At 75.4% G+C, this 19,993-nt stretch carries 19 protein-coding genes; 5 read left to right on the plus strand and 14 right to left on the minus strand.

Annotation, left to right across the window (positions count from 1 at the left end; genetic code table 11):
• Positions 1 to 5 precede the first annotated feature (5 nt).
• The 9 genes from HL663_RS14090 to HL663_RS14130 all read right to left on the minus strand — a co-directional run bounded on the left by HL663_RS14090 (position 6) and on the right by HL663_RS14130 (position 8,537).
• Positions 6 to 689: a prepilin peptidase gene (locus tag HL663_RS14090; RefSeq protein WP_173028966.1), complete on the minus strand. Its 684-nt coding sequence runs from the start codon at positions 687 to 689 to the stop codon at positions 6 to 8.
• The gene (locus HL663_RS14095) at positions 686 to 1,513 is read right to left on the minus strand and encodes a shikimate dehydrogenase (RefSeq protein WP_353654103.1); all 828 of its coding nucleotides are present in this window, start codon (positions 1,511 to 1,513) and stop codon (positions 686 to 688) included. Before HL663_RS14095 ends, HL663_RS14090 begins: the two co-directional genes overlap by 4 nt.
• Entirely contained in the window at positions 1,507 to 2,682 is a 1,176-nt protein-coding gene (mltG, locus tag HL663_RS14100) for an endolytic transglycosylase MltG (RefSeq protein WP_173028967.1), read from the minus strand. Before mltG ends, HL663_RS14095 begins: the two co-directional genes overlap by 7 nt.
• Entirely contained in the window at positions 2,679 to 3,212 is a 534-nt protein-coding gene (gene ruvX, locus HL663_RS14105) for a Holliday junction resolvase RuvX (RefSeq protein ID WP_173028968.1), read from the minus strand. Before ruvX ends, mltG begins: the two co-directional genes overlap by 4 nt.
• Positions 3,212 to 5,902, minus strand: coding sequence for an alanine--tRNA ligase (gene alaS / locus HL663_RS14110; protein WP_173028969.1), 2,691 nt, complete (start codon positions 5,900 to 5,902; stop codon positions 3,212 to 3,214). The genes ruvX and alaS overlap by 1 nt, the downstream gene beginning before the upstream one ends.
• 104 nt (positions 5,903 to 6,006) lie before the next feature.
• A complete protein-coding gene (locus HL663_RS14115) occupies positions 6,007 to 6,336 on the minus strand; it encodes a hypothetical protein (protein WP_173028970.1) in 330 nt (109 codons plus the stop codon).
• Between the two features lie 2 nt (positions 6,337 to 6,338).
• Positions 6,339 to 6,704 (minus strand): DUF948 domain-containing protein, encoded by a 366-nt coding sequence (locus tag HL663_RS14120; RefSeq protein ID WP_173028971.1) that lies wholly within the window; start codon positions 6,702 to 6,704, stop codon positions 6,339 to 6,341.
• Between the two features lie 54 nt (positions 6,705 to 6,758).
• Positions 6,759 to 7,073, minus strand: coding sequence for a TraR/DksA family transcriptional regulator (locus HL663_RS14125; protein WP_173028972.1), 315 nt, complete (start codon positions 7,071 to 7,073; stop codon positions 6,759 to 6,761).
• A 48-nt stretch (positions 7,074 to 7,121) separates the two neighbouring features.
• Positions 7,122 to 8,537 carry a replication-associated recombination protein A gene (locus HL663_RS14130; RefSeq protein WP_502709030.1) on the minus strand — a complete coding sequence of 472 codons (1,416 nt, stop codon included), beginning with the start codon at positions 8,535 to 8,537 and terminating at the stop codon, positions 7,122 to 7,124.
• 687 nt (positions 8,538 to 9,224) lie between these two features.
• Here HL663_RS14130 and HL663_RS14135 point away from each other — a divergent pair.
• The 3 genes from HL663_RS14135 to HL663_RS14145 all read left to right on the plus strand — a co-directional run bounded on the left by HL663_RS14135 (position 9,225) and on the right by HL663_RS14145 (position 11,818).
• On the plus strand, positions 9,225 to 10,040 hold the full coding sequence (locus HL663_RS14135) for an endo alpha-1,4 polygalactosaminidase (protein ID WP_286175639.1): 816 nt from the start codon (positions 9,225 to 9,227) through the stop codon (positions 10,038 to 10,040).
• Positions 10,041 to 10,065: 25 nt separating this feature from the next.
• Positions 10,066 to 10,863 (plus strand): GNAT family N-acetyltransferase, encoded by a 798-nt coding sequence (locus HL663_RS14140; RefSeq protein ID WP_173028974.1) that lies wholly within the window; start codon positions 10,066 to 10,068, stop codon positions 10,861 to 10,863.
• 130 nt (positions 10,864 to 10,993) lie between these two features.
• Positions 10,994 to 11,818, plus strand: a complete 825-nt coding sequence (locus HL663_RS14145; RefSeq protein WP_173028975.1) for an alpha/beta fold hydrolase — start codon at positions 10,994 to 10,996, stop codon at positions 11,816 to 11,818.
• Positions 11,819 to 11,914: 96 nt separating this feature from the next.
• Here the strand turns inward: HL663_RS14145 and aspS are convergent, their stop codons facing one another.
• A complete protein-coding gene (gene aspS, locus HL663_RS14150) occupies positions 11,915 to 13,738 on the minus strand; it encodes an aspartate--tRNA ligase (RefSeq protein WP_173028976.1) in 1,824 nt (607 codons plus the stop codon).
• A gap of 159 nt (positions 13,739 to 13,897) precedes the next feature.
• Here aspS and HL663_RS14155 point away from each other — a divergent pair, with 159 nt between their 5' ends.
• Both HL663_RS14155 and HL663_RS14160 read left to right on the plus strand, forming a co-directional pair.
• Positions 13,898 to 14,842 carry a hypothetical protein gene (locus HL663_RS14155; protein WP_173028977.1) on the plus strand — a complete coding sequence of 315 codons (945 nt, stop codon included), beginning with the start codon at positions 13,898 to 13,900 and terminating at the stop codon, positions 14,840 to 14,842.
• Complete coding sequence (locus tag HL663_RS14160; RefSeq protein ID WP_173028978.1) at positions 14,839 to 16,338, plus strand: hypothetical protein; 1,500 nt, start codon at positions 14,839 to 14,841, stop codon at positions 16,336 to 16,338. The genes HL663_RS14155 and HL663_RS14160 overlap by 4 nt, the downstream gene beginning before the upstream one ends.
• Before the next feature lie 3 nt (positions 16,339 to 16,341).
• Here the strand turns inward: HL663_RS14160 and HL663_RS14165 are convergent, their stop codons facing one another.
• The 4 genes from HL663_RS14165 to pyrG form a co-directional block, all read right to left on the minus strand.
• Positions 16,342 to 17,064: a VOC family protein gene (locus HL663_RS14165; RefSeq protein WP_173028979.1), complete on the minus strand. Its 723-nt coding sequence runs from the start codon at positions 17,062 to 17,064 to the stop codon at positions 16,342 to 16,344.
• Between the two features lie 2 nt (positions 17,065 to 17,066).
• Positions 17,067 to 17,552 carry a YchJ family protein gene (locus tag HL663_RS14170; RefSeq protein ID WP_286175640.1) on the minus strand — a complete coding sequence of 162 codons (486 nt, stop codon included), beginning with the start codon at positions 17,550 to 17,552 and terminating at the stop codon, positions 17,067 to 17,069.
• A 94-nt stretch (positions 17,553 to 17,646) separates the two neighbouring features.
• The gene (locus tag HL663_RS14175) at positions 17,647 to 18,288 is read right to left on the minus strand and encodes an NUDIX domain-containing protein (RefSeq protein WP_173028980.1); all 642 of its coding nucleotides are present in this window, start codon (positions 18,286 to 18,288) and stop codon (positions 17,647 to 17,649) included.
• Positions 18,281 to 19,993, minus strand: a complete 1,713-nt coding sequence (pyrG, locus tag HL663_RS14180) for a CTP synthase (RefSeq protein WP_173030186.1) — start codon at positions 19,991 to 19,993, stop codon at positions 18,281 to 18,283. The genes HL663_RS14175 and pyrG overlap by 8 nt, the downstream gene beginning before the upstream one ends.

Genomic DNA, 19,993 nt, shown 5'->3' on the forward strand with positions numbered 1-19,993 from the left:
AGGGGTCAGCCCCCCGCGAGGCCGGTCACGATGCGAGGCGTCAGCGCGACCGAGGCCCACGCCCCGAGGCACATCGCCGGACCGTAGGCGATGGCCGAGCCGAGCCCGACCCGCCGCAGCAGGAGCAGGGCCGCGGCCGCCAGCCCGCCGACGAGGAAGCCGGCGCCCATCCCGACGACGACGTGCGCGCCGCCGAGGAAGCCGAGCAGCGCGCCGATGACGGGGGCCAGGCGCACGTCGCCGCCGCCGACGCCACCCCCCGGCATGATGCCGAGCAGCACGTAGAACAGGCCCATGACGAGGGCGCCGACGACGGTTCCCTGCCAGCGCGGGCCCCCGGTCGCGACGACGGCGACGGCGAGGAGGACGGCGAGCGCGGCGCCGGTCGGGACGACGAGCCCGACGGGCAGGCGGTGGACGTCGAGGTCGATCCAGACCAGGGCCACGGTCAGCCAGGCGAAGAGGAGGAAGGGCGGCAGGGCGGCCCATCCGCCGAGGTCGCCGACCGACCAGACGGCGAGCGCGGCGAGCGCGGCCGTCGCGGGGCCGGTCCACCAGGGGTTGCCCGGCGGGTGCGTCGCCTCGTCCTCCGGGATGCGGTAGCCGCCGGTGGCGAGCTCGCGGCCGGTGAGGTGGCCGACGACACCCATGACGAGGGCGGCGAGGACCGCGACCCACCACGGCGTCACGCGCGGCTCCCGAGGGCCGCGAGCCCGGCGGCGGCCATCGCCTCGACCGGGGCGGGCCGGCCGGTGAAGAGGGTGAACTGGGCGGCGGCCTGGTGCACGAGCAGGTCGAGCCCGGAGACGACGGTCATCCCGGCGTCCGACGCGGCGCGCGCGACGGGGGTGGGCCAGCCGGCGTACACGACGTCGAGCAGCACCCCCTCGTGGTGCGCGGGCACGGTGGCGGCCACGTCCTCGCCGCCGGTGGGGGGCACGGTGGAGACGACGACGTCGTCCTTGGTCGTGACCCAGGCGTCGATCGCGGCCACCGACCCGTTGCGGATGCCGATGCCCGCGTCGAGCGCCCACGCGAGGAGGTCGGCGCCCTTCGCGGTGTCGCGCGCGCGGACGGTCAGCGTCGTGACCCCGAGCCCGGCGAGCGCGAGCACGACCGAGCGCGCCGTGGCGCCCGCCCCGAGGACGAGGGCCCGACGGGGGTCGGCGCGCAGGTGGGGTCGCAGCGCCTCGGCGGCGCCCTCGACGTCGGTGTTCGTCGCGTCCCAGCCACCGTCGGCCCGGCGCACGAGGGTGTTGGCGGCGCCGGCGCGGCGCGCGACCTCGGAGACCTCGGTGGCGACCTCGAGCGCCGCCTCCTTGAGCGGCATCGTCAGCGAGAGCCCGCGCCAGGAGTCGTCGAGGCCGTGGAGGAACCCGGGCAGGCCGGCGGCGTCGACCTCGTGGCGCCCGTACTCCCAGCCGTCGAGGCCGCACGCCGCGTACCCGGCCGCGTGCAGGACGGGCGAGAGGGAGTGCGCGACGGGCGAGCCGAGGACCGCGGCCCTCAGCACTGGCCGGGGTTGTCGGAGCACCACTGCTGGAACTCGCGGACGTTGCGGTCGTGCTCGGCCGAGGTCGTGGCGAACTTGGTCTCGCCGGTGCTCGGGTCGACCGTCACGAAGAACACCCAGTCGCCGGGGGTCGGGTTCGCGGCGGCCTCGATGGACGCCTGACCCGGGTTGCCGATCGGGCCGGGCGGCAGGCCCTGGACCTTGTAGGTGTTGTACGGGCTGTCCGAGGCGCGCTGCGAGTCGCTCGTGCCGGCCTTGCCGCGCTGCTGCGCGAGGTAGTGGACGGTGGAGTCCATCTGCAGCAGGCCGTAGCTCGGCGGACCGCCCTCGAGGCGGTTGAGGACGACGCGGGCGACCTTGCCGCGGTCGGCGTCGCCGCTCACCTCGCCCTCGACGATCGAGGCGATGGTCAGCGTCTCCTCCCAGTCCTCCTCGGCGACGCCGGTGTCCTCGAGGGCCTTGACGGTCAGCGCGACCATCTGCTCGAGCTGGTCCTGCGCCGTCGTCCTGTCGTCGAACTCGTAGCTCGCGGGGAAGAGCCATCCCTCGACGTTGCCCTTCGCGGCCTTCGGCAGGCCGATGGCCGAGGCGTTCTTGGCCGCCTTCTCGTAGTCGGCCTCCTTGACCCCGGTCGCCTTCGAGAGCGCGGCGAAGACCTCCTTCTTCCAGAGGCCCTCGCGGATGGTCACCCGCTTCGCGGAGCGGTTCTCGGGGTCGGCGAGGAAGGTGAACGCGTCGACGCCTCGCATCCCCTTGAGCATGACGTAGGTGCCGGGTTGGATGCCGGCCGCGGTCGTCGGGTCGGCGGCCACGGCGTCGAGGTAGGCCGTGCGCGTCTTGGTCACTCCCGCGTTGCGCAGCGTGGTGGCGATGGTCTCGCCGGTGTCGCCCTGCTGGATGACGACCCGCGCCTCGCCCTCGCCGGGGCCGGCGAAGTCGACGTCGGTGGGCTCGTCGTCGAAGAGGCCGCTGACCCCGGGGCCGAGGACGGTCCAGGCGCCGTAGGCGGCGCCGCCGATGAGGCCGAGGGCGAGGAGGAGGGCGACGAGCCGACGGCCGCGGCGGCGGGGCCGGCGGCCGCGCGAGTGCACCTCGCGACGGCGCGTGGGCTGGCCCCGGTCGGGGGTCTCCTCGTCACCGAAGATGGTCTCGGTGAAGTCGTGGCTCACGTCGTCGTGCCCTTCGTCCGTGGCTTGCGCCGTCGTCCGCCGACCTGCTCCCCCGCGGGGGCGCCGGTCGACCGCTCGGCGTCGAGCGCGGCCTGGAGGATGAGCACCGCCGCGGCCTGGTCGACCACGGCGCGCTGCCGCCTCCCGGCCACACCGCTCTGCCGGAGCATCCGGTGCGCGTCGACCGTCGTCAGCCGCTCGTCGACGAGCCGCACCGGGACGGGTGCCACGCGCACCGCCAGCACGGAAGCATACGTGCGCGCACGCTCCGCGGCGGGTCCCTCGTCCCCGGAAAGGGAGCGCGGCAGCCCGACGACCACCCCGACGGCGGCGTGCTCGGCGACCAGCGCGGCCACCCGCTCGACGTCGGCGTCGCCCGCGGCGGCCGGTGCCTCGGACGTGCGGGGCACCGTCTCGAGCGGTGTCGCGAGGAGACCGTCGGGGTCGCTGGTGGCGACCCCGACACGCACCGAGCCGACGTCGACGCCCAGCCGGGCGCCGCGTACCGTCCCCTCGCCGGGACCCGGCATCAGCCGGCGATCTCCCCGACGCGCCACTCGACCGCGGCGAGCGCCTCCCCGACCTTGGCCGGGTCCTGCCCGCCGCCCTGGGCGATGTCGTCCTTGCCGCCGCCGCCGCCGCCGAGGGCCTGGGCCGCCGCGCGGACGAGCTCGCCGGCCTTGACGCCGCGCTCGCGCGCCGCGGGGTTCGTCGCGACGACGACGACCGGACGGCCCTTGGCGACACCGGTGATGGCGACGACCGAGGGGCGCTCGTCGCCGAGGCGGCCGCGCAGGTCGAGGACCATCGTGCGGACGTCGTCGGCGCCGGCGTCCCCGGCGTCGTGGCCGAGGAAGGTGATGCCGCCGACGTCGCGGGCGCGGTCGGTGAGCGAGCCGGCCCGGGCCTGGATCTGCTCCTTGCGCAGGCGGTCGAGCTCGCGCTCGGCGTCGCGCAGCCGGCCCAGGAGGCCGGCGACGCGCTCGGCGAGCTCGTCGGGACGCCCGCCGACCTGGCCGGTCAGCTCGGCGACGATGGCGCGCTCCTTCGCGAGGTGGCGCAGCGCGTCCATCCCGACGAACGCCTCGACGCGGCGCACGCCCGAGCCGACGGAGGACTCGCCGGTCAGGGTGAGGGCGCCGATCTGGCTGGAGTGCGCGACGTGCGTGCCACCGCAGAGCTCGCGGCTCCACGGGCCGCCGATCTCGACGACGCGGACGTCCTCGTCGTAGGTCTCGCCGAAGAGCGCGAGCGCGCCGATCTCGCGGGCCTGCGGCAGCGGCATGTACGTGGCCGAGACCGGGAGGTCCTGGCGCAGCGCGAGGTTGGCGACCTCCTCGATCTCGCTGCGGGTCTCGGGCGAGAGCGCCTGGCCCCACGCGAAGTCGAGGCGGAGGTAGCCGGGCTTGTTGTACGAGCCGGACTGCAGCGCCGACGGGCCGAGCACCTGGCGCAGCGCCGCGTGGACGACGTGCGTGCCGGAGTGCGCCTGGCAGGCCGCGACGCGCCAGTCGCGGTCGACCTGCGCGAGGACCGACGAGCCGGGGCGCAGCGCCCCGGAGACGACCTCGACGGTGTGCGCGATGAGCCCCTTGACCGGGCGCTGCACGTCGAGGACGCGCAGCTCGAGGCCGTCGGCGGTGATGACGCCCTCGTCGGCGACCTGGCCACCGGACTCGGCGTAGAACGGGGTGCGGTCGAGGACGACCTGGGCGCGCGTGCCCGGCTCGAGCTCCTCGACCCGCTCGCCGCCGACGACGAGGCCGACGACGCTCGCCTCGCTGCTCAGCTCGTGGTAGGCGCGGAAGTCGGTGGCGCCGAGGGCGCGCAGGTCGCGCCACACCTCGGTGTTGACGTGGCCGGACTTCTTGGCCTTCGCGTCGGCCTTCGCGCGCTGGCGCTGCTCCTGCATCAGGCGGGTGAAGCCGTCACGGTCGACCTCGACGCCCTGCTCGGCCGCCATCTCGAGGGTGAGGTCGATGGGGAAGCCGTAGGTGTCGTGCAGCTGGAAGGCCTGGTCGCCGGCGAGCACCGTGCCGCCGGACTCCTTGGTCCGGGCGACCGCGGTGTCGAGGATCGTCGTGCCGGACGCCAGCGTGCGGCGGAACGCCTCCTCCTCCGCGTAGGCGATCTGCGCGATCCGGTCGAAGCCGGCCTCGAGCTCGGGGTAGGACTGCTTCATCCGCTCGAGCGAGACGGGGAGCAGCTCGGGCAGGCAGGGGTCCTCGTAGCCGAGCAGGCGCATCGAGCGCACCGAACGGCGCAGCATCCGGCGCAGCACGTACCCGCGGCCCTCGTTACCCGGCGTCACGCCGTCGCCGATGAGCATGAGCGAGGAGCGGACGTGGTCGGCGACGACGCGCAGCCGCACGTCGTCGGGGTGGCTCGAGCCGGCCGAGTGCCCCGAGCGGGTGCCGTACTCCTTGCCGGTCATCTCCGCGGCGCGGGCGAGGACCGGGTAGACCTCGTCGATCTCGTACATGTTGTCGACGCCCTGGAGGATGGACGCGATGCGCTCCAGCCCCATCCCGGTGTCGATGTTCTTGCGCGGGAGCGGGCCGCTGACGTCGAAGTCGACCTTGGTGCGGACCTCGGTGAGGTTCTCCTGCATGAAGACGAGGTTCCAGAACTCCATGAACCGGTCCTCGTCGACGGCCGGGCCGCCGTCGGGGCCGTACTCCGGCCCGCGGTCGTAGAAGATCTCGGAGCAGGGGCCGCCCGGGCCGGGGACGCCCATGTGCCAGTAGTTGTCGGCCAGGCCCCGGCGCACGATGCGCTCGAGCGGGACGCCGACCTGCTCGTGCCAGATGCCGAGGGCCTCGTCGTCGCCCTCGAGGACGGTCGGCCAGATGCGCTCCGGGTCGAGGCCGAAGCCGCCGCGGTCCTGGGGGGTCGTCACGAGCTCCCAGGCGAGGGAGATGGCCTTCTCCTTGAAGTAGTCGCCGAAGGAGAAGTTGCCGTTCATCTGGAAGAACGTGCCGTGCCGGGAGGTCTTGCCGACCTCCTCGATGTCCTGGGTGCGCACGCACTTCTGGACGCTCGTCGCGCGGTCGTAGGGCGCGGTCTCCTGGCCGAGGAAGTACGGCTTGAAGGGCACCATGCCGGCGTTGACGAACAGCAGGTTCGGGTCGTCGTGGACGAGGGGCGCCGAGGGGACCACGGTGTGGCCGTTGCGCTCGAAGAAGTCGAGCCAGCGGCGGCGGATCTCGGAGGTTTCCATGTCGGGTTCAGTCCTGGGGGTCGTCCGTGCGCGGGCAGCCTCGATCGTAGGCCGGTGCGCGCACGAGGGGGGTGACGGGCGTGCGGAGGCGGGGGCGGCTGCCCCTACCGAGCTCGGTCGGCGGGTCCGGCGTCGCGGGCCCGGCCGGCGGGGTCGAGGAGCAGCGCGCGCGCCTCGTCGGGGGTGAGGGAGCGGCCCTCGCCCCCGCCCCAGCCGGCGTCGACCTCGAGGTCGGGGACGCGGGCGTCGGCGGCGTGGCGGGGGGCGCGGGTCGTGGCGTCCTCGCGGACGGCGGTCTCGACGGCGGCGCGCAGCTGGGCCTCGCGCTCGGTCGCGGACTCGCGCACGGTCGCGACGAAGCGGCGGGTCGCCGGGCGGCGCCAGAGGACGGACGCGGCGCCCGCGAGGACGGCGACGCCGACGGCGGTGCGCATCCTCACGAGGAGACCTTGCGCAGGCCGCGCACCGCGGTGCGGACGCCGTAGCTGTAGGCCGCGACCTTGATGAGGGGCGAGCCGACGGTCGCGGCGAAGACCGAGGTCAGGGCCGAGGCGTTGGTCGTCATCGTCGAGACCGAGCTCGTGATGGCGTCGACCCGCGCGAGCTGGTCGTTGGTCAGCCCGACGGTGTCGGTGAGGCTCTTGAGCGTCGGCTGCACGTTCTCGGTCGTCGTGCGGACGCTCTCGCGCGCCTCGTCGAGGATCCGGCCGGCCTTGCCGACGAGCCCGGCGACCCGGACGACGAGGTAGGCGAACGCGAGCGCGGCGACGAGTCCCGCGATCCCTCCGAGCGTGACGTCCATGGCGTCGACCCTACCGGGGCGGTGTTCGGGCGGGTGCACCCCTTCCCGCAGGGCTCAGGCGTGGCGGACGCAGCGGGCGGCCCACGGACGGGCCTCGAGCCGGGCGGCGGGGATCGGCTCGCCGCAGACCTCGCAGGTGCCGTAGGTCCCGTCGGCGACGCGGGCGCGGGCCCGGCGCACCTGGGCCAGGGAGTCGAGGAGCTGCTCCTGCACCGCGACGGCCGAGAGCCGGTCGACCGCGAGGGACGTGCCGTCGCCGATGCGCTTGCCGAAGGAGAGGTTCTCGCCCTCGGGCGGGGCGGCGGTCAGCGTCGCGAGGTCGGCCTCGAGCTGCTCCTCGTGGGTGGCCAGGGTCGCGTCGGGGTCCATCCCCCCACCGTAGGTCAGTCGAGGGGGCTGCTCGGCGGCGCGGGCGGCTCAGCGGCCGAGGCGCTCCCGCAGCCAGCGCCACCGCTCCTGGAGCCGGGCCTCGAAGCCGCGGTCGGTCGGGTGGTAGTAGTCGGCGGCGCCGTGCAGGTCGTCCGGCAGGTACTGCTGGGCGGCGACGCCGTCGGGCTCGTCGTGGGCGTAGACGTACACGGGCGCCTTCTTCCGGCCCGCGGCCTGCGCCGAGGCCTCGGCGATCCGGCTCGCGCCGCCGTAGCCGCTCCCCCGCAGGTGCAGCGGCACCGAGCCGCCGCGCCCGGCGCGGACGTCGGCGATCGCGGCGTTGATGCCGCCGTACGCGGCGTTCGACTTCGGCGCCAGGGCGTTGTGGACGACGGCCTGGGCGAGGATGATCCGCGCCTCCGGCATGCCGATCTGCGCGACGGCGTGCATCGCGGCGACGGCGGTCTGCAGCGCGGTCGGGTCGGCCATCCCGACGTCCTCGGAGGCCGAGATGACGATGCGCCGGGCGATGAAGCGCGGGTCCTCGCCGGCCTCGAGCATCCGGGCGAGGTAGTGCAGGGCGGCGTCGACGTCGGAGCCGCGCATCGACTTGATGAGCGCCGAGGCGACGTCGTAGTGCTGGTCGCCGGTGCGGTCGTAGCGGACCGCGGCGTGCGCGACCGCCTGCTCGGTGTGGGCGAGCGTGACGACGAGCGGCTCGGGGCGCTGCGCCCCCGGGGCCACGGAGTCGTCGGCGACCCCGGCGGCGGCCTCGAGGAAGGTCAGTGCGCGGCGGGCGTCACCGCCGGCGAGGCGCACGAGGTGCTCGCGGGCGTCGTCGGCCAGCTCGTAGGCGCCGGCGAGGCCGCGCTCGTCGGCGGCGGCGCGGGTGAGCACGTCGGCCACGTCGTCGTCGGTGAGCGACACGAGGGTGACGAGCATCGAGCGCGACAGGAGCGGGGCGATGACCGAGAAGCTGGGGTTCTCGGTCGTGGCGGCGACGAGGACGACCTGGCGGTTCTCGACACCGGGCAGGAGAGCGTCCTGCTGGGCCTTGGTGAACCGGTGGATCTCGTCGAGGAAGAGGACGGTCTGGCGGGCGTAGAGGTCGCGGGTGCGCTGGGCCTGCTCCATGACCTGCCGGACGTCCTTGACCCCGGCGGTGACGGCCGAGAGCTCGACGAACTCGCGCTCGGAGGCCGTCGCCACGAGGTGGGCGAGCGTGGTCTTGCCGGTGCCGGGCGGGCCCCAGAGGATCGCCGACAGCGGGCCGGCCGCGCCGCCGCTGCCCTCGACGAGCCGGCGCAGCGGGCTGCCCGGGCGCAGGACGTCGGCCTGGCCGCGCACCTCGTCGAGGCTGCGCGGGCGCATCCGGACGGCGAGCGGCGGCACGACGGACGACGGCACGTCGGCACCCGCGGCCTGCGCCGCCGCGCCGAAGAGGTCGGTCCCGTCCTGTGCCACCCCGCGAGGCTAGCGCCGGGTCCGGACGTCCCCGCCCGCTGCCCCTCCTCCGCGCGACCTGCGCGGGTCCGGGTGCGGTCGCGCGCGGACCCGCGCAGGTCGCACGGAGAAGCACCCGGATGCCCGCGCGCCCGGCCGGAGCGGACCAGCGGACCCGGCCGACAGTGTGGCGCCCCGGACTCCCGACCCCGCTGGAGGAAAACCTCCCGGACCGCAACCATTCGCCGCCACCGCGGAAGCGAAACCTCCCGGGATGCAACCAGCCGTCGCCACCGCGGGAGCGAAACCTCCCGGACCGCGACCACTCCTTGCATCGCGGGAGGGAAACCTCCCCGGGTGCGTGGAGGTCGGGAGACGACCCCTTCTCCGGGCGACCTGCGCGGGTGCGTGTGCGGTCGCGCGCGGACCAGGGCAGGTCGCGCGGAGAACGGCCCGCAGAGGGTGCACCGGCTGCGGACGCGGTCTCCCCTTGTCGCGCCGACTAGGTCTCGCCATGCCGACCCGACCTCGCCGTGCCGTCCTGCCACGGCACCCCGGCGGGGCGAGGGGACCCCGGCAGGGCGGGATGGCCCCGGTGCCGGAACCCGCTGGCACCTCCGACCCGACACCCCTTGCGCGGGGAGGTCCGCTGCGGTCCACTGGGGCGTGCGCAGCGTGCGGGCAGGGGCCGTTCGCGCCATCGTCGGGGTGGCGTCGGTCCTGTGCGCCCTCGGGTGTGCCCCAGCCGCCCAGGACGCCGACCCCGTCGAGGCCACCCGCGCCTCGCCGGCGCACCCCGCCGTCCGCCCGCTCCCCCGCGGCGCCGGCGTCGACTACCAGCTCGGCGGCACCTCGGCCGTCCCGCCCGGCGTCGCCGTCGTCGTCCGCGACCGCACCGACCAGCCGGCCGGCGCCTACCCGGTCTGCTACGTCAACGCCTTCCAGGCCCAGCCCGACGCCACCGACTGGTGGCTCGAGGAGCACCCCGGCCTCGTCCTGCGCCACCCCGGCGGCACGCCGGTCGTCGACGACGCGTGGGACGAGACCCTCCTCGACATCCGCCCGCACGCCCGCCGCGAGCTCCTCGCCGTCCTCGAACCCTGGCTCGAGAGCTGCGCCGCGGCCGGGTTCGCCGCCGTCGAGCTCGACAACCTCGACTCCTGGACCCGCTCGGACGGGCTGCTCACCGCCGACGACGCCGTCTCCTTCGTCACCGCGCTCGCCGACGTCGCGCACCAAGCCGGGCTCGCCGTCGGCCAGAAGAACGCCGTCGAGCTGACCGACCGCCTCGCGGGTACGGTCACCGACTTCGCGGTCGTCGAGGAGTGCGGTCGCTACGCCGAGTGCGGCCCCTTCGTCGAGGCCTACGACGGACGGGTCGTCCTCGTCGAGTACGGCGAGGCGGGCCTCACCGCCGCCTGCACCACCTGGGCCGACCTGCGCCCGGTCCGCCGCGACCTCGACCTCGTGCCGGCCGGCGAGCCGGGGTACGTGCGCCGCGAGTGCCCGGCCCCCACGCGCTGACCTCCCCCGTGCCATCCTGTGCCGCGTGACCGGCGCGGTGCCCCTGACCTCCTACGACGACCTCCTCGAGGCCTCCGGCCACCACCCCGTCGTCGAGCTCGACGTCGGCCCCGACGCCCCGATGCCGGCGTGGGTGGCCCGCGACGGTGCCGGCGGCACGGCGCTCGCCTTCGCCCGCAGCAGCGACCACGGTGTGCCGGGCGCCTCGCTGCTCGGCCCGCCCGCGGCCCTCGCCGTCCTCGTCGCCGACCCCGCCGTGCGCCGGTGGTTCGACGACGGCGGGTTCCGCCACCTCAGCCGCCCCCAGGCCCTCGACGACCTCGTCGAGGCCCACCTGCCGGTCGGCTCCGTCGGCGGCGACTGGGAGTGGATGTGGACCCGCGCCGCTCCCCCGGTCGTGCCGGGCGAGGAGCGCGTCGTCACGCTCGCGCAGGACACGCGGGACGAGGTGGTCGCGCTGCTCCTCGAGGCGAGCCCGCGCACCCACGGCCAGCCGTTCGCCCGGCCCGGCCAGCGGTGGCTCGGGGTCCGCGACGACACCGGCCGGCTGCTCGCCTGCGGGGGCAGCGAGCCCTCGACCGGTGGGACGCCGACCCTCGCGGGCATCGCCGTCGCACCCGACGCCCGGCGGCAGGGCCTCGGCGCCGCCGTCACCGCCGCCCTCACCCGTGAGGCGGTGGCGCGCACCGGCGCGTGCGCCCTCGGGATGTTCTCCGACAACGACGGGGCCCGGCGCCTCTACCGGCGGCTCGGCTTCGGCACCGGGATGGTGTGGCGCAGCCGCTGGCGCGAGGGCTCGCTCCCCCGCCTCGCCGACGGGTGACGACGGGCCGACCAGCGCTCCGAGAGAACGCCGAACCGTCTGCGGGGCCGGGAAATTCCCTCGTCCTGAGGAGCATCGGTGCAGGTCAGCGTGCCTACGGTAGGGGGACACCCCCGACGGAAGGAACACCGTGAGCACGCTGACCAACGGTTCGGTCGAGATCCACTACGAGGACCACGGCGGCGACGGTCGCCCGGTCGTCCTCATCCACGGCTGGCCCCTCAGCGGAAAGTCCTGGAGCAACCAGGTCCCGGCCCTGAGCGACGCCGGCTACCGCGTCGTCACCTACGACCGCCGCGGCTTCGGCGAGTCCGGCAAGCCCGGCGAGGCGTCGTCGTACGACTACGACACCCTCACCTCCGACCTCGACGCGCTGATGACGGAGCTCGACCTGCGCGACGCGAGCCTCGTCGGCTTCTCGATGGGCGGCGGCGAGGTCGCCCGGTACATCGAGAACGTCGGTGAGGAGCGCCTGCACAGCGTCGTCTACGCCGCGGCCGTGCCCCCGTGCCTCAAGAAGGACGCCGACCACCCCGACGGCGCGCTGACCGACGACGACGTCCGGGGCATGCAGGAGCAGCTGGCCCAGGACCCGACGGCGTTCTTCGACGACTTCACGACGAACTTCTTCAGTGCCGGCGGCGAGCTCAAGGTCACCGAGGCCGAGCGTCAGGAGGCCATCGCCCTCGCGGCGCAGGCCGACGTGCACGCCGCCGTCCAGTGCATCGCCTCGTGGGTCGAGGACTTCACCGGGGGCCTGCGCAAGAGCAGCGTGCCGACCCTCGTCATCCACGGCGACGGCGACGGCATCGTGCCCCTCGAGGTCTCGGGCCAGCGCACCGCGCAGCTCGTCGACGGCGCCGAGCTGCACGTCGTCGCCGACGGGCCGCACGGCATCAACGTCTCGCACAAGGACGAGTTCACCTCGGCCCTGCTGGAGTTCCTCGCCCGCTGACACCACGCGCCCGGACGGGCGCAGCGGTCGAGAGAAGAGAACACGCCGTGCGGAGAAGCCTCCGCACGGCGTGTTCTGCTCCCTCGACGGGTGGGGTCAGGACTGCTTCGGCGACACCTCGGGCGCACCCTGCGGCGCGGCGTCGGACGTCGGCTTCGCGTCGATGCCCGCCTCCTTGCGCTGCTCCGGGGTGATGGGGGCCGGGGCGTCGGTCAGCGGGTCGTAGCCGCCGCCGGACTTCGGGAAGGCGATGACGTCACGGATCGAGTCGAACCCACCGAGGAGCATGACGATGCGGTCCCAGCCGAGGGCGATGCCGCCGTGCGGGGGCGCGCCGAACTGGAAGGCGTCGAGGAGGAAGCCGAACTTCTCCTGCGCCTCCTCCTGCGAGAGGCCCATGACCTTGAACACGCGCTCCTGCACGTCGCGGCGGTGGATACGGATGGACCCGCCGCCCAGCTCGTTGCCGTTGAGGACCATGTCGTAGGCGTACGCGAGCGCCGGGCCCGGGTCGGTGTCGAAGGTGTCGAGGAACTCGGGCTTCGGCGAGGTGAAGGCGTGGTGCACGGCCGTCCACGCGCCCGAGCCGACCGCGACGTCGCCCGCGGCGACGGCCTCGGAGGCCGGCTCGAAGAGCGGGGCGTCGAGGACCCAGAGGAACTCCCACGCGTCCTCGTCGACGAGCCCGCAGCGCTTGCCGATCTCCAGGCGGGCGGCACCGAGCAGGGCCCGCGAGGAGCGGGTCGGACCCGCGGCGAAGAACACGCAGTCGCCGGGCTTGGCGCCGACGTGCTCCGCGAGACCCGCGACCTCGGTCTCCGAGAGGTTCTTGGCCACCGGGCCACCGAGGGTGCCGTCCTCCTGGACGAGCACGTAGGCCAGGCCGCGGGCGCCGCGCTGCTTGGCCCACTCCTGCCACGCGTCGAGCTGCTTGCGCGGCTGGCTCGCGCCACCGGGCATGACGACGGCGCCGACGTACTCGGCCTGGAACACGCGGAACGGGGTGTCCGCGAAGTACTCCGTGCACTCCACGAGCTCCTGGCCGAAGCGCAGGTCGGGCTTGTCGGAGCCGAAGCGACGCATCGCCTCGGCGTACGTCATCCGCGGGAAGGGCGTCGGCAGGTCGACGCCGATGAGCTGCCAGATCTCGCGGACCACGGCCTCGCCGAGCTCGAGCACGTCGTCCTGCTCGACGAACGACATCTCGATGTCGAGCTGGGTGAACTCGGGCTGCCGGTCGGCGCGGAAGTCCTCGTCGCGGTAGCAGCGGGCGATCTGGTAGTACCGCTCCATCCCGGCGACCATGAGCAGCTGCTTGAACAGCTGCGGGCTCTGCGGCAGCGCGTACCAGGAGCCCGGCGCGAGGCGCGCGGGCACGAGGAAGTCGCGGGCGCCCTCGGGCGTGGAGCGGGTGAGGGTCGGGGTCTCGATCTCGACGAAGTCGCGGGCCTCGAGGACCCGGCGTGCCGCGGCGCTCACCTTGCTGCGCAGGCGGATGGCGTTCCCGGCCGACTGGGCGCCGGGGCGGCGCAGGTCGAGGTAGCGGTGCTTGAGGCGGGCCTCCTCGCCGACGGTGACGCGCTCGTCGACCTGGAAGGGCAGGGGCGCGCTCGCGTTGAGGACCTCGATCGCCTCGGCGACGACCTCGACCTCGCCGGTCGGGAGGTCCGGGTTGACGTTGCGCTCCTCGCGGGAGGCGACGGCGCCGGTGACCTTGACGACGAACTCGCTGCGCAGGTCGTGGGCCGAGCCGGTGAGGACCTCGTCGCGCGCGACGACCTGGACGACGCCGCTGGCGTCGCGCAGGTCGATGAAGGCCACCCCGCCGTGATCGCGCCGCTTCGCCACCCAGCCGGTGAGGGTGACGGTCTGGCCGGTGTGGGCGGCACGCAGGGTGCCGGCCTCGTGGGTGCGGAGCACGGGGGGTCCTTCGCTCTCTCGGGTGCGGGGGTCGGTGCGGCCGCGGAACGGCCGGCTGCCCATCCTACGGAAGCACCCGGCCCGCCCCGAACCGAGATTCCCGGCCCCGGGCGGCGCATCGGCCTGCGCCCCGGGCGCACCGCTGCCTACGATGCCGCCATGGCAGCCGCACCCCCGGCCCCGGTCACCGACCCGGGGGCGGCCTTCCCCGAGCTCGACGCCCTGCGTCGCCGGCTCGCGGCCGGCGACGTCACGGGGACGCTCGCGCAGCTCGCCGCCGTCGGGCGCCGGCACGGGCCCGACGAGGCGGTCGCCCGCGAGCTGCTCGCCGCCGACCCCCGCACCGGCCCCGTCCTCGAGCGGCACCTCGCGGCGGCCCCCGACGACGGCGCGGCCCGGGTCCTGCTGGCCCACCACCACCTCGTCGCGGCGTCCGCCGCCCCCACCGGACCCACCGGACCCAGCGAACCCACCGTCTCCGCCGAGGACGCCCGGGCCCTCGTGGACCGGGCCGAGGCCGCGCTCCTGCGGCGGTGCGCCGAGGAGCCCGCGGACACCGAGGCCCGGGCGCTGCGCATCCGGACCGCCGCCCTCGGTGGGCTGCCCCCGGGCGAGGCCCACCGGCGCTACCTGCGCCTGTTCGCCCTCGACGCGCACCACGTCGTCGGCCAGCGGGCGTACCTCGACTCCCTCCTGCCGCCGCAGGGCTCGTGGGATGCCGCGCTCGCCTTCGCCCGCACCGTGGCGGCGGCCGCTCCCCCGGGCTCGTCCGAGGTCGGGCTGCTCGCGACCGTCCACCTCCTGCACTGGCGCGCCGGCGAGGCCGGCGCTCGCGCCCCCCTGCGGGACGCCGCCCTCCTCACCGAGCTCGAGGACGTGGCCGACCGCCTGCGCGCCGTGCGCAGCCGCGCGCGGTGGGCCGACGTCGAGGCGCACACGACCCTCGCCGTGCTCTTCGGCGTCGCCGGGGTGGACGACCGGGCCGCCACCCACCTGCGCGCCCTCGGCCCCGTCGTCGCCCCCGGCCCGTGGGCCGCGCTCGGGCGCCACCTGCCCGATCTCGAGCACCTGCGCGCCACCGTCCTCGCGGAGGGAGGTGCATGAGCATCCGCCGCACCGAGGTCGCCGGCGTCCCGACCCTCCACCGGCCCGGGCAGGGCAGCCGGGTGAGCGCCGGCCTGCTGTTCCGGGTCGGCGAGGCCGACGAGACGCTCGCCGTGCGTGGGGTGACCCGGCTCGTCGAGGCGCTCGTCAACCCGCCCGGCGCCCCGCTGCCCGAGCCGCCCGGCGACGGCCTCGGCGACGTCGTCACCGCCGTCACGGCCCACGGCACCGCCGACGAGGTCGCCGCGCGGCTCGCGGCCGCCGTGCGGGCCCTGCGGGCGCTGCCGGTCCACCGCCTCGAGGCGGCCCGCGCCGAGGTCCTCGGGCACGACCACGCCCGCGCCCCCGACGTCGGGCGGCTCTCGGCGATGGTCCGCTGGGGTGCCCGGGGCCGCGGCCTGCGCGCCTACCCGCTCGTCGGCCTGCCCGCCCTCGACGCCGAGGTGCTCGACGTCTGGTCGCAGGTGGCCTTCACCCGCGAGAACGCGGTCCTCTGGTGGGACGGCCCCCTCTCGCCCCACGTCGACCTCCCACTCCCGTCCGGCGAGCGCCAGCCCCTGCCGGATGCCCCGCCCGTCACCACCGCCAGCCCCGCGTGGTTCCCGGACCCCGCCCCGCTGGTCCACCTGACCGGGCTGGTCCCGCGCGGCGCCGCGGCGCTGGCCCACCAGCGGGTCCTCGAGCGCGCCCTGCACGAGGAGCTCGTCGAGCCCGGCCTCGCCCCGGGCGTGGAGGTCCGCACGGTGCCGCACGACGCGCGGACCGCGCTGGTCACCGTCACGGTCCCCGCGAGCCCGGGCCGGGAGGACGCCCTCGCCGGTGGCGTCGTCGACGCCCTCGAACGGGTCCGTCGCCGCCGCCTCGACGCCACCGACCGCGCCCTCGTCGAGGCGCTCGCGCAGGAGTGCGAGTCCGCCCCGCCGCAGGACGCCCTCGCCGCGCGCGCCGCGGACCTGCTCCTCGGCCGGGACACCGAGCCCGCGGACGACGACCCCGCGGCCCTGCGGGCCGTCACACCGGCCGAGATCCGCGCCGTCGCCGAGGCCCTCCACGCGAGCGCGCTGGCCCAGGTGCCGGGCACCGGCCTGGACTGGGCCGGGTGGTCGGCCGTCCCCGCGACGTCGTCGGCCGCGGTCACCGGACGCGAGCACGCCGCCCGCGCCGGCGACCGCGCGACGCTGCTGCTCGGCCCGGAGGGGACGAGCCTGCGCACCCGCGCCGGGGTCGTCACCGTCCGGTGGGACGAGGTCGCGGCGATGGAGGCCTTCGCCGACGGCGGCCGCTGGGTCGTCGGGCTCGACGGCTTCCGCGTGCACGTCGAGCCGACCGTCTTCGAGCTCGAGGAGCGCGACGTCGCGGAGGTGGACGCCGCGGTCGACCCGGCGCGCGTCGTGCACCTGCCCGCCCGACCCGCCGACGCGCTGCCCCGACCCTCCACCGGGTCGGACCCCGACGACCGCGGCCGGCGCCGACCCGCTCTCTTCCGCCGGCGCTGACCCTCAGCCGCGCGAGGGCAGCAGGCAGAGCTCGTTGCCCGAGGGGTCGGTGACGACCCGCCAGGGCAGCTCGCCCCAGCCGTGCTCGACGAGCGAGCCGCCGAGGTCGAGCGCCTGCTCGACCGCCTCGTGGAGCCGCTCGTCGCCCTCGAGCCGCACGTCGAGGTGCAGCCGGTTCTTCTCGCCCGCGGGCTTGGTCCGCGCCTGCGGGCAGAGCTCCAGCAGCGGTCCGTGGCCGCTCGGGTGCCGCAGCGCCGCCGGCACGGCGCTCGACGCGGGCACCCATCCCGACAGGGCCGACCAGAAGACGAGGTCGCGCTCGACGTCGGCGCTGTCGAGCGGGAGCGCGGCGACCTGGCTGCCCGGGCCGTACTCCGGCCGGGACTCCATGACGCAGAACGGGTTCCCCTCGGGGTCCGCGAGGACGACCCACGGCACGTCGCGCTGTCCGATGTCGAGGTGGCGGGCGCCGAGGGCGAGCGCGCGGACGACGACCTCTTCCTGCGCCTCGCCGCCGAGGAGGTCGAGGTGCAGCCGCGGCTGCGCGGGCGCCCGCTCCGGCACGGTGGTCAGGCACAGGTCGAGGACGGGCGCGCCCTCGGGAGACAGGCGCACCTCGACGGTGTCGGGCTCGTCGGTGATGCGCCGGCCGCCGATCAGGGACTCCCAGAAGGGCCCGAGCACGTGCGGGTCGGCGGCGTCGAGGACGACGTTCTCGAGCTGCACGCTCAGACCTCGTCGTCCGCGGGGCCGACGTAGAACCAGCGGCCGGCCCGCTTCTCGAAGCGGCTGCGCTCGTGGACCTCGCCGCGCTGGCGGGTGACGCCCTCGCCCGCGACCCAGCCGGCGCGGAACTCGACGACGCCCGTCGTGTCGTCCGGGCCCCCGGCGACGACGTCGAGGACGTCGAGGCCGACCCACCGCACCCACGGCTCGGGGTCGACCCGGTCCGGGCGCGTGCGCGGGTGCCACGTCCGGAAGAGGTGGTCGCCGTCGGCCAGCGCGTAGGCGGTGTAGCGCGAGCGCATCAGCGCCTCGGCGGTCGGTGCCGGCCGGTTGCCCTCGATGGCGTGCCCGCAGCACTGCGCGAACCCGGCCCCCTCGGGGCGGCCCCCGCAGGGGCAGCGCGCATCGCGGTCGAGCGCCTCGTCCGAGCCGCCCGACACCTTGAGCCAGGCGGCGTTGCCCCGCCCCGATCCGAAGGTCTCGGCCACGAGCCCATCGTCCCACGCCCCGGTGACTCCCACATGGCGCCCCGTACCCCGGCAGGTGACGGCTCACACCTCCCGAGGTCGAGGGAGATCGGCCTCAGCCGCGGCGGCGGCCCGGGCTCCGCGAGGGCCACGGCGCGTCGGCGGGGCGCAGCCCCGTCCAGCCGCGGGCGCGCAGCGCCTCGGCCGCGAGCACCGCGATGACGAGCGTCGGGCTGTGCAGGCGCCCGGCGAGGACACCCGCGACGAGCTCGTCGAGCGGTACGCGGCGCACCGGCATCCCGAGCTCCTCGCCCGTGCGCGTGTGGCGCTCGGGCTCCGGCACCTCGGCGAGGTCGCGGGCCAGGAAGATCCGCAGCCCCTCGGACGACCCGCCCGGCGAGGACCAGTGGTCGACGAGGGTCGACCACGAGCCAGCGGTCAGGTCGGCCTCCTCGTGCAGCTCGCGGGCCGCGCTGAGGTGGGGCGCCTCGCCGTCGACGTCGAGCAGCCCCGCCGGGATCTCCCAGTCGAACGCGCCGACGGGGTGGCGGTACTGCTGGATGACGACGGCCCGGTCCTGCTCGTCGAGCGCCAGGATGGCGACCGCGCCGGTGTGCTCGACGTAGTCGCGCACGACCACGCCGGCCTCGCCGAGGTCGACCTCGTCGGTGCGCACGTCCCAGACCCGGCCCTCGAACGCGAGCCGGGTGCCGACGACGGGCCGGCGCTCGAGGCGGTCCTCGAGCGGCTCAGGCACGCGCGTCGGCCGGCTCGGCGCTGCGCGGGCGCTCGACCTCGACCAGGCGCGCCGCGCGCTGCTCCTCGATGGCCGCGCCGACGAGCCCGGCGAAGAGCGGGTGCGCGCGGGTCGGGCGCGACTTGAACTCGGGGTGCGCCTGCGTCGAGACGTAGTACGGGTGCACCTCGCGCGGCAGCTCGACGAACTCGACGAGCCCGAGCTCGGGGTGGGTGCCGCTGATGACCAGGCCCGCCTCCTCGAGCTGCGCGCGGTAGCCCTCGTTGACCTCGTAGCGGTGCCGGTGGCGCTCGTCGGCGCTCGTCGACCCGTAGGCCTGCGCGACGACCGAGCCCGCCTTGAGGTCGGCCCGCTGGCTGCCCAGGCGCATCGTGCCGCCGAGGTCGCCGGCGCCCTCGACGAACGCCTTCTGCTCCTCCATCGTCGCGATGACCGGGGCCGCGCTGTCGGGGTCGAACTCCGTCGAGCTCGCGCCCTCGATGCCGGCGACCGATCGCGCGTACTCGATGACCATGCACTGCAGGCCGAGGCAGATGCCCAGGGTCGGCACCTGGTGGGTGCGCGACCAGCGCAGGGCGCCGAGCTTGCCCTCGATGCCGCGCACGCCGAAGCCGCCGGGGACGAGGACGGCGTCGACCCCGCCGAGCGCACGCTGGGCGCCGGCCTCGGTCGAGCAGTCGTCGGAGGCGACCCAGCGGATGCGGACCTTGGCGTCGTGGTGGAAGCCGCCGGCGCGCAGCGCCTCGGTCACCGAGAGGTAGGCGTCGGGCAGGTCGATGTACTTGCCGACGAGCGCGACCTCGACCTCGTGCTCGGGGTGGTGGACCCGCTCGAGCAGGGTGTCCCACTGGGTCCAGTCGACGTCGCGGAAGACGAGGCCGAGCCGGCGCACGACGTAGGCGTCGAGGCCCTCGCGGTGCAGGACCTTGGGGATGTCGTAGATGCTCGGCGCGTCGACCGCCGCGGCGACGGCCTCGTTGTCGACGTCGCACATGAGGCTGATCTTGCGCTTGATCGACTCGGGCAGCTCGCGGTCGGCCCGCAGGACGAGGGCGTCGGGCTGGATGCCGACCTGGCGCAGGGCGGCGACGGAGTGCTGCGTCGGCTTGGTCTTCAGCTCGCCGCTCGGCGCGAGGTAGGGCACGAGCGAGACGTGGAGGAAGAAGACGTTGTCGCGGCCGAGGTCGTGGCGCACCTGGCGGGCCGCCTCGAGGAACGGCAGCGACTCGATGTCGCCGACGGTGCCGCCGATCTCGGTGATGATGATGTCCGGCGCGTCCGCGTCGTCGACCCCGGGCGAGCCGGCGGCCTGCGCCCGCATCCGCTCCTTGAGCTCGTTCGTGATGTGCGGGATGACCTGGACGGTGTCGCCGAGGAACTCGCCGCGGCGCTCGCGCTGGATGACGCGGTTGTAGACCTGGCCGGTCGTGACGTTGGCGCTGCCGCGCAGGTTGACGTCGAGGAAGCGCTCGTAGTGACCGATGTCGAGGTCGGTCTCGGCGCCGTCGTCGGTGACGAAGACCTCCCCGTGCTGGAACGGGTTCATCGTCCCGGGGTCGACGTTGAGGTAGGGGTCGAGCTTCTGCATCGTCACCCGCAACCCGCGGGCACGGAGCAGGTGCCCCAGGCTCGAGGCCGTGAGCCCCTTGCCGAGCGAGGAGGCGACGCCTCCGGTCACGAAGATCTGTTTCGTCGTCTGGAGCAC

This window comes from Arthrobacter sp. NEB 688 (assembly GCF_013201035.1).
In the GTDB taxonomy this organism is placed as follows: Bacteria; Actinomycetota; Actinomycetes; order Actinomycetales; family Dermatophilaceae; genus Phycicoccus.